This is a genomic window from Inhella proteolytica (assembly GCF_016093275.1).
GTDB classification, from domain to species: Bacteria; Pseudomonadota; Gammaproteobacteria; order Burkholderiales; family Burkholderiaceae_C; genus Inhella; species Inhella proteolytica.
In genome coordinates, this window is the sequence record NZ_JAEDAK010000008.1 from 198,847 (window position 1) to 212,675 (window position 13,829).

At 67.7% G+C, this 13,829-nt stretch carries 11 protein-coding genes; all 11 read right to left on the minus strand.

The annotated features are described in order from the left end of the window. Complete coding sequence (gene rplT, locus I7X39_RS13280) at positions 1 to 357, minus strand: 50S ribosomal protein L20 (protein WP_138857260.1); 357 nt, start codon at positions 355 to 357, stop codon at positions 1 to 3. A 24-nt stretch (positions 358 to 381) separates the two neighbouring features. Further along, positions 382 to 585 (minus strand): 50S ribosomal protein L35, encoded by a 204-nt coding sequence (gene rpmI, locus I7X39_RS13285; RefSeq protein ID WP_138857261.1) that lies wholly within the window; start codon positions 583 to 585, stop codon positions 382 to 384. 116 nt (positions 586 to 701) lie between these two features. Next, positions 702 to 1,250 carry a translation initiation factor IF-3 gene (infC, locus tag I7X39_RS13290; RefSeq protein WP_198111688.1) on the minus strand — a complete coding sequence of 183 codons (549 nt, stop codon included), beginning with the start codon at positions 1,248 to 1,250 and terminating at the stop codon, positions 702 to 704. A gap of 46 nt (positions 1,251 to 1,296) precedes the next feature. Beyond that, entirely contained in the window at positions 1,297 to 3,204 is a 1,908-nt protein-coding gene (thrS, locus tag I7X39_RS13295) for a threonine--tRNA ligase (RefSeq protein ID WP_198111637.1), read from the minus strand. Between the two features lie 177 nt (positions 3,205 to 3,381). Further along, positions 3,382 to 4,467, minus strand: coding sequence for a patatin-like phospholipase family protein (locus I7X39_RS13300; protein WP_198111638.1), 1,086 nt, complete (start codon positions 4,465 to 4,467; stop codon positions 3,382 to 3,384). Continuing rightward, on the minus strand, positions 4,467 to 6,662 hold the full coding sequence (locus tag I7X39_RS13305; protein WP_198111639.1) for a TonB-dependent receptor plug domain-containing protein: 2,196 nt from the start codon (positions 6,660 to 6,662) through the stop codon (positions 4,467 to 4,469). Before I7X39_RS13305 ends, I7X39_RS13300 begins: the two co-directional genes overlap by 1 nt. A 25-nt stretch (positions 6,663 to 6,687) precedes the next feature. After that, positions 6,688 to 9,012: a Tex family protein gene (locus I7X39_RS13310; protein ID WP_198111689.1), complete on the minus strand. Its 2,325-nt coding sequence runs from the start codon at positions 9,010 to 9,012 to the stop codon at positions 6,688 to 6,690. Between the two features lie 566 nt (positions 9,013 to 9,578). Continuing rightward, a complete protein-coding gene (locus tag I7X39_RS13315) occupies positions 9,579 to 10,472 on the minus strand; it encodes an SDR family oxidoreductase (RefSeq protein WP_198111640.1) in 894 nt (297 codons plus the stop codon). Beyond that, a complete protein-coding gene (locus tag I7X39_RS13320; protein WP_198111641.1) occupies positions 10,469 to 10,927 on the minus strand; it encodes a GNAT family N-acetyltransferase in 459 nt (152 codons plus the stop codon). Before I7X39_RS13320 ends, I7X39_RS13315 begins: the two co-directional genes overlap by 4 nt. Continuing rightward, complete coding sequence (locus I7X39_RS13325) at positions 10,924 to 12,657, minus strand: acyl-CoA dehydrogenase (RefSeq protein ID WP_198111642.1); 1,734 nt, start codon at positions 12,655 to 12,657, stop codon at positions 10,924 to 10,926. The genes I7X39_RS13320 and I7X39_RS13325 overlap by 4 nt, the downstream gene beginning before the upstream one ends. Positions 12,658 to 12,735: 78 nt before the next feature. Next, a complete protein-coding gene (locus I7X39_RS13330) occupies positions 12,736 to 13,818 on the minus strand; it encodes a methyl-accepting chemotaxis protein (protein ID WP_198111643.1) in 1,083 nt (360 codons plus the stop codon). Positions 13,819 to 13,829: the final 11 nt, after the last annotated feature.

The window sequence follows — 13,829 nt, forward strand, 5'->3', positions numbered from 1 at the left end:
TTACGCCAGCGCGGCCTTCACCTTGTTGAAGATGGCGGCAAAACCAGCGGGATCGTGCACAGCCAGATCGGCCAGGACCTTGCGGTCGATGTCGATCTGGGCCTTCTTCAGGCCGGCCACGAACTTGCTGTAGGACAGGCCGAGGCCACGCGAGGCGGCATTGATACGAGCGATCCAGAGCTGACGGAAGACGCGCTTCTTGGCGCGGCGGTCACGGTAGGCGTATTGACCGGCCTTCATCACCGCCTGCTTGGCGATGCGGAAGACGTTCTTACGACGACCACGGAAACCCTTGGCCAGGGCCAGGACCTTCTTGTGACGGGCGCGGGCGGTTACACCACGTTTGACGCGAGGCATGAGTGTTCTCCTTGTTGTAGTGGATTACAGACCAGCGCTGGGCAGCATCGCGGCGATGTGGCCCATGTTGGTCTCATGCACGTTCGCAGCGCCGCGGAGCTGGCGCTTGTTCTTCGTGGTCTTCTTGGTCAGGATGTGGCGCTTGAAGGCTTGACCGCGCTTCACGGTGCCACCCGGACGCACGCGAAAACGCTTCTTCGCGCTGCTCTTGGTCTTCATCTTGGGCATGACTGCTCCTTCTATGTGCGCCGGGCTGGGCGGCCGGAGAGACTCCGGCACTTGATGGCCTGCTCGGCTTATGCAGTGGGGCCGCCGACCAAAGCCGCCCCGCTGATTCCTCTGACTTACTTCTTCTTGGGCGCCAGGATCATGATCATCTGGCGGCCTTCCAACTTCGGCATGTGCTCCACCACCGCCACGTCGGCCAACTCGTCGCGGATCTTTTCCAACAGACGCAGACCGATGTCCTGGTGAGTGATCTCGCGGCCGCGATAGCGCAGCGTGACCTTGCCCTTGTCACCGTCTTCGCCGATGAAGCGGCGCAGGTTGCGCATCTTCACGGCGTAGTCAGCGTCATCGGTGCCGGGGCGGAATTTGACTTCCTTGACGTCGATGACCTTTTGCTTGGCCTTCGCCTCGGCCGCCTTCTTCTGCTCCTGGTACTTGAACTTGCCGTAGTCCATCAACCGGCACACAGGCGGGTTGGCGGTGGCGGCAATCTCGACCAAGTCCACGTCCGCCTCTCCAGCCAGACGCAGGGCCTCCATGATCGAAACGATGCCCAGCGGCTCGTTTTCCACGCCGTTCAGGCGCACTTCAGTGGCAGAGATCTCGCGGTTCAGCCGATGCTTGCGCTCGACGTTCGGCTGGCGACGGTCGAAGAAGGTAGCGATGGTGGTTCCTTGTTGGTTTCAGAAAACGCGATGCGCGCCTGGGCGGTCAGACCTTGGCTGCGATGTCGGCCGCGAGCTTCGAAGCAAAGTCGCTGACCGGCATGACACCGAGGTCCTGATTGCCACGGGCGCGCACGGCGACGCTGTGGTTTTCCTTCTCTTTGTCACCGACGACGCAGATGAAGGGCACCTTTTGCAAGGCGTGACTGCGAATTTTATAGGTGATCTTGTCGCTGCGAACGTCAGCCTGAGCCCTAAGCCCTTGTTTCTGCAACATTTTTGCGACTTCCTGGGCGTATTCGGCCTGGTTTTCGCTGATCGAGCACACCACCACCTGCTGCGGCGCCAGCCAGGTGGGCAGTGCGCCGGCGTGCTGTTCGATCAGGATGCCGATGAAGCGCTCCAGGCTGCCGACGATGGCGCGGTGCAGCATCACCGGGGGGCGATGGCTGCTGTCCTCGGCCACGTATTCGGCGCCCAGGCGCTCGGCCATGCTGAAGTCAACCTGCATCGTGCCGCACTGCCATTCGCGGCCCAGCGCGTCCTTGAGCGTGTATTCGATCTTGGGGCCGTAAAAGGCGCCGTCGCCCGGGGCGATGACGAACTCGCAGCCCGAGGCGCGCAGCGATTCCATCAGCGCGTGCTCGGCCTTGTCCCAGATCTCGTCCGAGCCGATGCGGGCGTCTGGGCGCGTGGCCACCTTGTAGAGGATGTTCTCGAAACCGAAGTCCTTGTAGACCTTCTGCAGCAGCGCCGTGTATTCGATGCACTCGGGCAGGATCTGGTCTTCGGTGCAGAAGATGTGGCCGTCGTCCTGCGTGAAGGCGCGCACGCGCATGATGCCGTGCAGGCCACCGGTGGGCTCGTTGCGGTGGCACTGGCCGAACTCGCCGTAGCGCAGCGGCAGGTCACGGTAGCTCTTCACACCCTGCTTGAAGATCAGGATGTGGCCCGGGCAGTTCATCGGCTTGAGGGCGTACTCGCGCTTCTCGCTCTCCGTCGTGAACATGTTGTCGCGGTACTTGTCCCAGTGCCCCGTCTTCTCCCACAGGCTGCGGTCGACGATCTGCGGGCCCTTGACCTCCTGGTAGCCGTTGTCGCGGTACACGCGGCGCATGTACTGCTCAACCTCCTGCCAGACCGTCCAGCCCTTGGGGTGCCAGAACACCGTGCCGGGGCTGTGCTCGTCCAGGTGGAAGAGGTCGAGTTCCTTGCCCAGGCGGCGATGGTCGCGCTTCTCGGCCTCTTCCAGGCGCGTCAAGTAGGCCTGCAGATCGTCCTTGCTGGCCCAGGCCGTGCCGTAGACACGCTGCAGCATCTCGTTGCGATGGTCGCCGCGCCAGTACGCGCCGGCCACCTTCATCAGCTTGAAGTGCTTGAGCTTCCCCGTGCTGGGCACGTGCGGGCCGCGGCACAGGTCTTCGAAGGCGCCCTCGCGGTAGAGGCTCACGTCTTCACCGGCTGGGATGCTGCCAATGATCTCGGCCTTGTAGGCCTCGCCCATGGCCTTGAAGTGCTCGATGGCCTGGTCACGCGGCAGCACGCGGCGCTCGACCTTCTCGTCCTTCTTCGCCAGCTCCTGCATCTTGGCTTCGATGGCCTGCAGGTCCTCGGGCGTGAAGGGGCGCTTGTAGGAGAAGTCGTAATAGAAGCCGTTCTCGATCACCGGGCCGATCGTGACCTGGGCCTCGGGGAAGAGCTCCTTGACCGCATAGGCCAGGAGGTGGGCCGTGCTGTGGCGGATCAGGTCCAGCCCGTCCGGGTCTTTTTCCGTGACGATGGCCAGCTTGGCGTCCTGCTCGATGAGGTGGCTCAGGTCCACCAGCTTGCCGTCCACCTTGCCGCCCAGGGCCGCCTTGGCCAGGCCGGCGCCGATGCTGGCGGCCACCTGGCCGACGGTGACGGGGCCCTCGAAGGGGCGAACGGAACCGTCGGGGAGTTGAATCGAAATCATGGGGTCACCTTGGAAAGAGAAACGCGGCCCGGGGGCCGCGTTCGAGAAGGAAGGAGCAGGGAAATTCAGGCGCGGCACCACGCGGCGGAGGCGCGCCGTTCAGTGGTGAAAGTAGTCCGCGGTGTCATAACCCGTCGTGCCTTTCTCGCTCTTGTGGGGTTTGGAAAGATCGCGATTCTAAAGCGGCAGCGCCTGAATCGAGGCCTGACAGGTCAGGCGCTCGAATTCTTCGGCCAGGCGCTGGCTCTCGGCCACCGCGACGCGCCAGCGGCGCTGGCGCTCCGCCAGTTCCAACTTGAGGAAGTCATTGCGGTCCGGCAGCTTGGCGCCCGGCAGGCTGCGCACCCAGTCGGGGTGCGGGGCCAGCAGGACCATATTGCTGAGGAAATCGCTGGCGCGGTGGCGGTGCTTGAGCGCCTTGTCCAGCCAACCGGGCACCACCTGGCGCTGGAAGTGCGGGTACAGCACCAGCGGCGCCTCGCGTCCGAGCAGGGCGCGGTAGTCGAGGTGCAGGTGGTAGTCGGTGATGCCGCCGTCCCAGTAGGCGCCCTTGGGTGCCCCCGGCAGATCGGCCTGGGCTTCGAGCCAGAAGGGGATCGAGCAACTGGCCAGCAAGGCCGCGCGCAGGTTGCGCTCGCTCAGATGCACCTCACGGCTGGGAAAGTCGCCCAGGCGCAGGGGCAGGCGCTCACGGGGGTCCGAAAACACCACGCGCTCCAGCCAGCGGCCCAGCCAGGGCCGGTGCAGGGCATTGGCGGCGAAGGCGCCCAGGTAGCCCAGCGGCGTGCGCCAGCGCGATTCACGCGCCAGCAGCCCGCGCCCGCGCGAGGTGACGATGTGCAGACGCCAGCGCGAATGGCCCAGCACCTCGGCCTCACGACCGGCGAATTGCTCGGCCAGGGTCTGCTCGAACTTGCGGGAGACCGAGCCGGCACTCGGACTCTTGCGCCCGGGCTCGGGGTCGTACTGCTGGGCGATGTAGGCCTCGGCCATGGCGCGAAAGGCCGCCTCGGCATCTTCGGGCCTTGCAGCCGAGGCCGCGCTGGTCATGCGCCAGGCCCCGATGCTGGCACCGAGCAGGTGCACCGCTTGCCGGCTGCGTGGCAGGAACTCGCTGAACAGATGGCGATCCAGGCCGTTGAGGACCAAGCCCTTGGGCCCGCCCGCCGCGGCCGGGATCAGGCCCACGTCCTGCGGCTGCAGGCCTCGCTCGGCCAGGCGCTGGCGCGCGGCCGCTCCGGCGAAGACCTGCAGGGCCTGCATCAGAACTTGTGCTCCCAGTTGAGCGCGTACCAGGTGTTGGGCCGGCGCTCGCTCCAGTTGTAGTCGCCGCCGCGGATCAGCGTGTTGCTGGTGCCCGCCGTCGGCGCCAGGTTCTGGATGGCGAAGCGCAGACTGTCCGTCTTGCTCAGGTTCCAGAGGATGAAGGCATCGATGGTGCGCGCGCGGCCGGTTTCCAGGCGCGTGAGCTCGGTCTGCTGCACCTCGTAGCTGGGCGTGAAGGCCAGGCTCGCACCCATGCTGACGGGCAGGGATTTGAGGCGGTAATCCACCCCCAGGTTCAGCGACCAGGGCTGCTGCTGCTCCAGGCGGTTGTCCGGACCCGGCACGTCCTTGACCTTGGAGTCGTAGAAAGACAGCGCGGCGCGCAGGTTCAGGGCCGTGGTGGGCGCGAACCAGCCGGGCATCAGCTCGGCGGCGCGGCCCTTGATCTCCAGCTCCAGGCCCGAGGTGTTGGCGCGGCTCAGGTTGATCGGCTTGGCCACCCAGCGCGGCACGGCCGCCCAGGGCACGGATTCCTGCACCAGGCTGTTGCGGATCAGGCCCGTGATGCGGCGGTGGAACACGCCCACCGACACCAGGCCACCGCCGCTCAGGTACTTCTCGAAGGCGATGTCCAGCCCGGTGGCCAGTTCGGGCTTGAGTGCGGCATTGCCAACCCGATCCGGCGCGGTTTCGGTGTTGCCGCCGCTGGTCGGGTACTCGGTATTGATGGTCGGGCGGGCGATCAGCTGCTGCACATCGGGCGCCTTGTAGCTGCGCGTCAGGCTCATGCGCAGCAGGTCGCGGGCGGCCGGGTCGAACTTGTAGTTCAGGTGCAGCAGCGGCGTGGTGACCGAGCTGGTGTTGCGGAACTCGCTGCCCGCGCCTTCACTGGTGGTGCGGATGCGCTCGTGGCGCAGGCCCAGGTAGCCGGACCACTGCTTGTTGATCTCCCAGTCGTCCTGGGCATAGACCGCGCTGCGGTTGATGGTGGCGTCGAAGGGCTGGCCCTCGATGCCGGGCAACAGCTCGGCTCCGTTCTGCACGGTGCGGCGCTGCTCGTCGCGGCTGCGGCGTTCCAGCTCGCCGCCCACCGTCAGGCTGTGCGCCTCGCCCAGAAAGCGCGAGTACTTGCCGCTCAGGGTGGCGCCGCGGTTCTTGCCCTCGCCGGTGGTGCGGCGGTCCATGGTCTGCACGCCTGCGGCGTTGCGGCCCAGGAAGCGGGTGTCGAACTCGGCCCCGCCATTGCCCACGGTGCTGCGCAGCTCGATGCGCTGGTCGTCCTCAAAGCGCTTGTTGTATTGCAGGCTCAGGCGCGCGGCCTGAAAGTTGCCGCGGTTGCTGAACTGGTCGTCCACGCTGGTGGGCGCCGCGCCCTGCAGCACCGTGGTGTCGGTGTGGCCCAGGTTGCGGAAGTTGTTGCGCACCGCAAAGCCCTGCAGGCTGAGGGTTTCGTCCTCGCCCAGCTTCCAGTTGACGCGCGGCGCGACGTTGAAGCCATGTCCGTAGGGCAGATCCCAGCCCTCGGTGGCCAGGCGCTGGGGCCGGCCCTGGGCGTCGCGCCCGAGGCGCTCGCCCTCGGTCTCGTTCAGCAGGCGCCAGGAGAAGAAGGAGATCGGCAGCACGGCCGCCATGCCGCCGGCCACGCGGTCGCCGTAGGTGAAGCTGCCGTTCACCACGGGCTTGTCGTGGTTGTAGGCCAGCCCCAGGCGCAGATCCTTCTGCACCACGCGTGGCGCGTCCTTGAGGATGATGTTGATGCTGCCGGCAATCGCCTGCGCGCTCTGGTCGGCCGTCGGGGCCTTGCTGACCTCGATGCGTTCGACCTGGGCCGGGTTCAGCTGCTCCACCGAGAAGCCCGGGGGCGCGGGCTCGCCGTTCACCAGGATCTGCGTGAAGGCCCCACCCAGGCCGCGCATGCGCAGCTGGCCGCCCTGCATGTTCACGCCGGGCAGGCGCTTGAGCACATCGCTGAGCTGGGTGTCACCGTACTTATCCAGCTCGTCGCGCCCATAGATCTGCTTGGCCACGGGCTGGCGACGGCGCAAATCGGTGTCGGTGTTCTGGCGCCGCACCTCTACACGGTCCAGCTGCTGGGGGCTGGCGCGGTTGTCGTCGGCGCCCACTTCCTGCTGGGCGTGGGCGGTCTGGGCGGCCAGCATGGCGGCCGCCAGGGCGATGGGCTTCAAGTTCATGGGGGAGGCTTTCGGCGCGCCGGGTTCAGCGCTTGGAGGTTTGCGCTTTTGCAAACGCAGCGGCGAAAGCATTGCCCATCGGCGCGTTCTTGGCGTTCGTCATGCCCGCACTCGGGGTGCGTGGCCCAGGGCGCTCGCCCTGCGGAGCGCGGCGCTCGGGCTGGGCGTCCATCTTCATCGTGAGCGAGATGCGCTGGCGCTGCAGGTCCACCTCCAGCACCTTGACGCGCACGATGTCGCCGGTCTTGACCACTTCGCGGGCATCGTTGACGAACTTGTTGCTCAGCTGGCTCACATGGATCAGCCCGTCCTGGTGCACGCCCAGGTCCACGAAGGCGCCGAACTGCGCGACGTTGCTGACCGTGCCCTCCAGCACCATGCCGGGCTGCAGGTCCTTGATGTCCTCGACGCCGTCGTTGAAGCGCGCCACCTTGAAATCGGGGCGCGGGTCGCGACCGGGCTTTTCCAGCTCGGCCAGCACGTCCTTGACGGTGATGGCGCCGAACTTCTCATCGGCCAGGGCCTCGGGCTTGACCTTGCGCAGCACATCGCTGCGGCCCATCACGTCCTGGATGGGGAGCTTGAGCTGATCAAGCAGGCGCTGCACCACCGGGTAGGTCTCGGGGTGCACGCCGCTCTGGTCGAGCGGGTTGTCGCCCTCGCGGATGCGCAGGAAGCCGGCCGCCAGTTCGAAGGTCTTGGGGCCCAGGCCCGTCACGTCCAGCAGGGCCTTGCGGTTCTTGAACGGGCCCTGGGCATCGCGGTGGCGCACGATGGCGCCGGCCAGGCTCTGCGTCAGGCCCGAGACCCGCGCCAGCAGCGGCGCCGAGGCCAGGTTCAGGTCCACGCCCACACCGTTCACGCAGTCTTCCACCACCGCGTCCAGGCTGCGCGCCAGCTCGCTCTGGTTCACATCGTGCTGGTACTGGCCCACGCCGATGCTCTTGGGGTCGATCTTGACCAGTTCCGCCAGCGGGTCCTGCAGGCGGCGGGCGATGGACACCGCGCCGCGCAGGCTCACGTCCAGCTCGGGCAGTTCCTTGCTCGCCACTTCCGAGGCCGAGTAGACCGAGGCGCCGGCCTCGCTCACCACCACCTTCTGGATCGCCACGCCGGGCGCCAGGCTTTGCAGACGCTTGATCAGGTCGGCAGCGAGCTTGTCGGTCTCGCGGCTGGCGGTGCCGTTGCCGATGGCGATCAGGTTCACGCCATGCGCGGCGCAGAGCTTGGCCAGGGTGTGCAGGCTGCCCTCCCAGTCGCGCCGCGGCTCGTGCGGGTAAACGGTGGAGGTGTCCAGCACCTTGCCGGTCTCGCCCACCACCGCCACCTTGACGCCGGTGCGGATGCCCGGGTCCAGGCCCATCACCACCTTGCGGCCGGCCGGTGCGGCCAGCAGCAGGTCGCGCAGGTTCTCGGCAAACACCTTGATGGCGGTGGCCTCGGCGGCCTCGCGCAGGCGGGTGAAGAGATCGCGCTCCAGGCTCATGCTGAGCTTGACCTTCCAGGTCCAGGCCACAGTCTTCTTGATCAGCGCGTCGCCGGGACGGTTCTCGTTGGACCAGTTCAGATGGCGGGCAATGCGCATCTCGGCCAGCGTGGGCTTGCCGGGCAGCACTTCTTCGTCCACCACCAGCTTGGCATCCAGGTAGCCCGCCGTGCGGCCGCGGAACACCGCCAGCGCGCGGTGGCTGGGCACCTTGGCGATCGGTTCGTCGTAGTCGAAGTAGTCGCGGAACTTGGCGACCTCGGCGTCGTTCTCGTTCGCGCCTTCCACGCGCTTGCTTTGGAACAGGCCTTCGGCCCAGAGCCAGTCGCGCAGCTTGCCCACCAGGGCGGCATCCTCGGCCCACTGCTCGCTGAGCAGGTCGCGCACGCCGTCCAGCACCGCCAGGGCATCGGCAAAGCCGGCCTCGGCATTGATGAAGCCGGCGGCCTCGCCCATCGGGTCCAGGCCGGGGTCGGCAAACAGCTTCTCAGCCAAGGGCGCCAGGCCGGCCTCGCGGGCAATCTGGCCCTTGGTGCGCCGCTTGGGCTTGTAGGGCGCGTACAAGTCTTCCAGCAGCTGCTTGGTGTCGGCGGCCTCAAGGGCGGCGCGCAGCTCCGGCGTCAGCTTGCCCTGCTCCTCCACGCTCTTGATGACGGCCGCGCGGCGGTCCTCCAGCTCGCGCAGGTAGCCCAGCCGGGCCTCCAGCTCACGCAGCTGGATGTCATCGAGGCCGTCGGTGGCCTCCTTGCGGTAACGCGCAATGAAGGGCACCGTGGCCCCGCCGTCCAGCAGGTCCACCGCGGCCTGCACCTGGGCCGGCCGAACCTTCAGTTCGGCGGCAATCTGGGAAAGGATTCGATCCACAAACAACAAGGGCGCCTGAGGAGGCGCCCTGGGGCGTAACGCGAAGGGGGCGGATTCTGCCAAAGTCTGCCTTCACACCTCCTTCTCGGCGTCTTGGCCCAAAGACCGCCTCCTGAACATGACATCGATGACCTCCTACGTCTGCCATGGCTGCGGAAAATTGGTCCTCCCACCCTTAGCAAGTTGCCCATCATGCGGCGCGGCCAAATTTGGCTACGGCTGTGGGGACGAAGCTGCGCCTACCTCGACGCGCACCGAGCCCCAGGGGACTGCTTGGTTGAGGTGGCTGAGGTGGCTTGTTGCGGCCCCCTACTTCCTTTTCGCAGCTGGGCTGCTGCCAATGATTGGCGAGGCGCCTTTGCCCGTATTGGGCACAGTTGGAGGATTGATGCTCCCTCCGCTTTGGGTGCTTTTGGCAAAGAGGAAGTGGCACACGGTAATTGCCCTGGTTTTCGTCGGCTTTTTCGCTGCCTTCCTTTGGCTGGCGGCTCTCATCCTGAGTGCCGTGCCATTTTCAAGGTAGCCGCCCCCAAAGGAACCTGAGTAGCAAACCGGCTCGGCGCCGCTCAAGCCCGCCGCAGAGCTGTGCGTAGTTGCGCCCCCACCTCCGGCTTGTCCGCAAACGGATCGGGCGGGTTGCGCCCGACCAGCAAGGCCTCTGCGCGCTCGCCCACCGGCCCCAGGGCCTGGGGGTGGCTGAAGAGCCAGAAGCGGCGCTCGCGCACGCCGTCCAGCACCAGCTTGGCCACATCGGCCGCGGTGAGCTTGCCGGACTCGACCGCCTTGTTGACCATGACCTGCGAGATGCGCTGGCTGGGCGTCGGGGCGGCCAGTTCGTCCTTGTCGCGGTTGCGGTGGCTCTGGTGGATGCCGGTGGGCACGAAGTAGGGGCAGAGCACCGAGCAGCTGACCTGGTCGCTGACCAGGGCCAGGTCCTGGTAGAGCGTCTCGCTCAAGGACACCACCGCATGCTTGGAGACGTTGTAGACGCCCAGATTCGGCGCATCCAGCATGCCGGCCATTGAGGCGGTGTTGACGATATGGCCCTGCCAGGTCGGGTCGGCCTGGGCGGCGGCCAGCATCAGCGGCGTGAACAGGCGCACGCCGTGCACCACGCCCATCAGGTTGACGCCCATCACCCAGTTCCAGTCGGCCACGCGGGCCTCCCAGATCAGGCCGCCAAAGCCAACGCCGGCGTTGTTGAAGACCAGGTGCGGCGCGCCGAAGCGGGCCTGCACGGCGGCGGCCAGGGTTTCCATCTCAGCGGCACTCGACACATCCACGCGCTGCGCCATCGGGTGGTGGGCGGCCAGTTCCTCGGCCACGCGGGCCAGGGCGTCGGCCTGCACGTCCACCAGCACCAGCTTCATGCCCTCGGCCGCGCACAAACGCGCCAGCTCCAGGCCGAAGCCCGAGCCCGCGCCGGTGATGACGGCCGTCTTGCCCTGCAATTCCTTCATGGCGCTGCCTTTCGCTGCATTTCCTGATGGGGGATGTCGTCTTCCATGAACTCCGCGCCCACGGGCACGAAGCCATGCGCGCCGTAATAGCGCTGCAGATGAGACTGGGCAAAGATGGTGATGCTCTGCCCGGGCCAGTGGCGCTCGCACTCGGTCAGGATGCGGCGCACCAGCTCATGGCCCAGGCCGGTGCCGCGCGCGGCCGGCGCGGTGAGCACGCGACCGAAGCAGACATCCGCTGTCTTCAGCCCGGGCGCGAACAGGCGCGCATAGGCCTGCAGGCGGCCGGCCTGCCAGGCCATCAGGTGCAGGGCCTGCGGGTCGGCGCCGTCCACGTCCAGGTAGAGGCAGCGCTGCTCGACGACGAAGACTTCGCAGCGCAAGCGCAGGGCCTCGTACAGCTCGGCGCCGCTGAGTTCGGCAAAGGGGCGGCAGGCCCAGGTCAGTTCGCTCATAGGGTGTCGGGGTTCACGTCAGCCAGCAGGGCCTGGCGCGCCAGCACCGGCGCGAGCCAGGCCGCCACCAGCGGCAGTTCGTAGGCAAAGAAATACTGGCGCGCGGCGGCGCGGCCGGGGTCGGTGTCGCACAACCCCAGATCCAGCCAGATCCAGGCGATCACGGTGTGCCCGAAGGCCTGCAGATAGGGCGTGGCCTGCAACGCGGCCTGCGCCGGGTCGCCACTGGCCCAGGCGGCCTTGGTGGCCTTGCCTACCAGGGCGAGTGCGGCGGCCAGCTGGTTGGCGGCCTCGGCCAGCTCAGGGCGCTGCAGTGCGGCTTCCACCGTGGTGTTGATGCGCGCGGCCAGCAGGCCCAGCGCCTGCGGCCGGCTGGCCTTGCGCAGCAGCAGGTCGAGTGCCTGGATGCCGTGCGTGCCCTCGTGGATCATGTTGAGGCGCTGGTCGCGCCAGTACTGCTCGAGCGGCCAGTCGCGCGTGTAGCCGGCGCCGCCCAGCACCTGGATGGCCAGGCTGTTGGCCTCCAGGCCCCATTGGCTGGGCCAGGACTTGGCGATGGGCGTGAGAAGCGCCAGCAGCTCCTGGCTGGCCTCGTCCTCGGCATCCACCAGCTGCGCGCAGTACAGGCACAGGGCCAGCGCCCCCTCTGCAATCGCCTTCTGCGCCAGCAGCATGCGGCGCACGTCGGGATGCTGGGCGATGGGCACCATCGGGCCTTCGCGCTGGCCCACCGGGCGGCCTTGCGTGCGTTCCTTGGCGTAAGCCAGGCTGGTTTCGAAGCCAGCGTAGGCCAGCAGCGCCGCACCCAGGCCTACGCCGATGCGCGCCTCGTTCATCATGTGGAACATGCAGGCCAGACCCTGGCCCTCGGCACCGACGCGGTAGCCCAAACAGTCGTCCGCCTCGCCGAAGTTCAGCAGGCCGTTGACGGTGCCGCGCCAGCCCAGCTTGTGGTTCAGGCCGGCCAGGGTCACGCCGTTGTGGCGACCGTCCTCGACGCGGAACTTGGGCACGATGAACAGCGAGATCCCCGCGGAACCCGGCGGCAGCGCACCGTCGGCGCCGACCACCTTGGCCAGCACCAGGTGCACGATGTTCTCGCCCAGCTCGTGGTCGGCACCGGAAATCCAGGTCTTGCTGCCCTTCAGCCGGTAACGCGGGCCCAGCGGGTCGGCCTCGAAGTCGGCGCCGTCCGGCCGGGCACGCGTGGTCAGGTCGCCCAGCGAAGAACCCACCGCCGGCTCACTCAGGCACATGGTGCCGAACCAGCGCCCTTCCAGGCAGGGCTGGGCGAACACCTCGCGCTGGCGCGCGGTGCCATGGGCCAGCACCAGGTGCGCGTTGCCGCTGGTCAGCAGGCCGTAGCCCGCCACGCCCACGCTGGCCCGGCTGTAGAAGGCATTGGCGGCCATGGCGACGGCGCAGGGCAGTTGCAGGCCACCCCATTCGGCATCGGCGGTGGCGGCCAGCAGGCCGCTGTCTCGGTACGCGCGCAAGGCCGTGGCGGTGCTGGCGGGCAGCTGCACACGGCCCTGGGCGTCCAGGCGCGGCTCTTCGGCATCGCAGGCGCGGTTGGCCGGCGCCACCTGCTCCCGCGCGCTGCGCTCAGCGGCGTCCAGCATGGCCTCGAACTGTTCGCGCGAATGCTCGGCAAAGCGCGGGCGTTCACACAAGGTCTGCACCTGCAGCCAATCGAACAACAGGAAGGCGAGGGTCTGGCGCAGGGTCACGGCGGCGGCTCCAGGGGCAGGCAGGGCGGGCGATCCTCGCACGCCCTGCGCGGGCGGCCGCCGGGGGTCAGCGCAAGCTCAGCGGGTGCGGAAGCGCTGCACCAGTTCGTTCAAGCGCTGGGCCTGGGCCTTGAGGCTTTCGGCTGCCGCGGCGCCCTCTTCCACCAGGGCGGCGTTCTGCTGCATCGACTGGTCCAGGCGGTCCACCGAATCGGCGATCTCCTGCAGCCCGTTGCTTTGCGTGCGCGCCATGGCGGTGGAGTCGGCAATCAGCGCGGCCACGCGTTCCACCGCGCCCACCACCTCCTGCATGCGCGCGCCGGTGTCGTTCACCAACTGCGAGCCCTGCTCGACCTGTTCGACCGAGCTGGTGATCAGGCTCTTGATCTCCTTGGCGGCATCGGCGCTGCGGCCGGCCAGCGAGCGCACCTCGCCCGCCACCACCGCAAAGCCGCGGCCCATCTCGCCGGCCCGCGCCGCTTCCACGGCGGCGTTCAGGGCCAGGATGTTGGTCTGGAAGGCGATGCCGTCGATGACGCCAATGATGTCGGCGATCTTGCGGCTGCTGTGGCTGACCTGACCCATCACCTCCACCGCGCGGCCCACCACGGCGCCGCTGTCCTTGGCCAGGCGGGCGGTGTTCTGGGCCAGGCCGCTGGCCTCGCCCATGGCTTCGGAGCTGTGCTGGGCGGCTTCCGTCATGCTGCGCAGCGAGTGGGCGCAGGCCTGCAGGTCGGCGCTGCCCTGTTCGGTGCGCTGGCTCAGATCCAGGTTGCCCGCAGCAATCTCGCTGGCCGCGGTGGACACCTGCTCGGAGCCGTCCTTCAGCGTGCCCATCATGTCGCGCAGGTTTTCCTGCAGCTGCTGCATCACCTGCAGGCCCTCGCGCGCCGTGTGGCTGCCGGTGATGGGCACGTCCTCGCGCAAATCGCCATCGGACATGCGCTGGGCGCCCTGCATCAGGCGCACCACGAACTGGCCGGTCTGCGCGGCACTGTCCAGGTAGAGCCAGAGGATCAGGCCGCCGATCAGCAGGCTGCCGATGATCAGCGTGCCCGCGCTCCAGCCGGCCAGCACGCCGGTGATCACATAGGCCTGCAGGGCCAGGCTGAGACCGACATTGATGACGACGCGCTGCTTGATGGTGAGGTTGGCGAGCATGGAGTGGGATC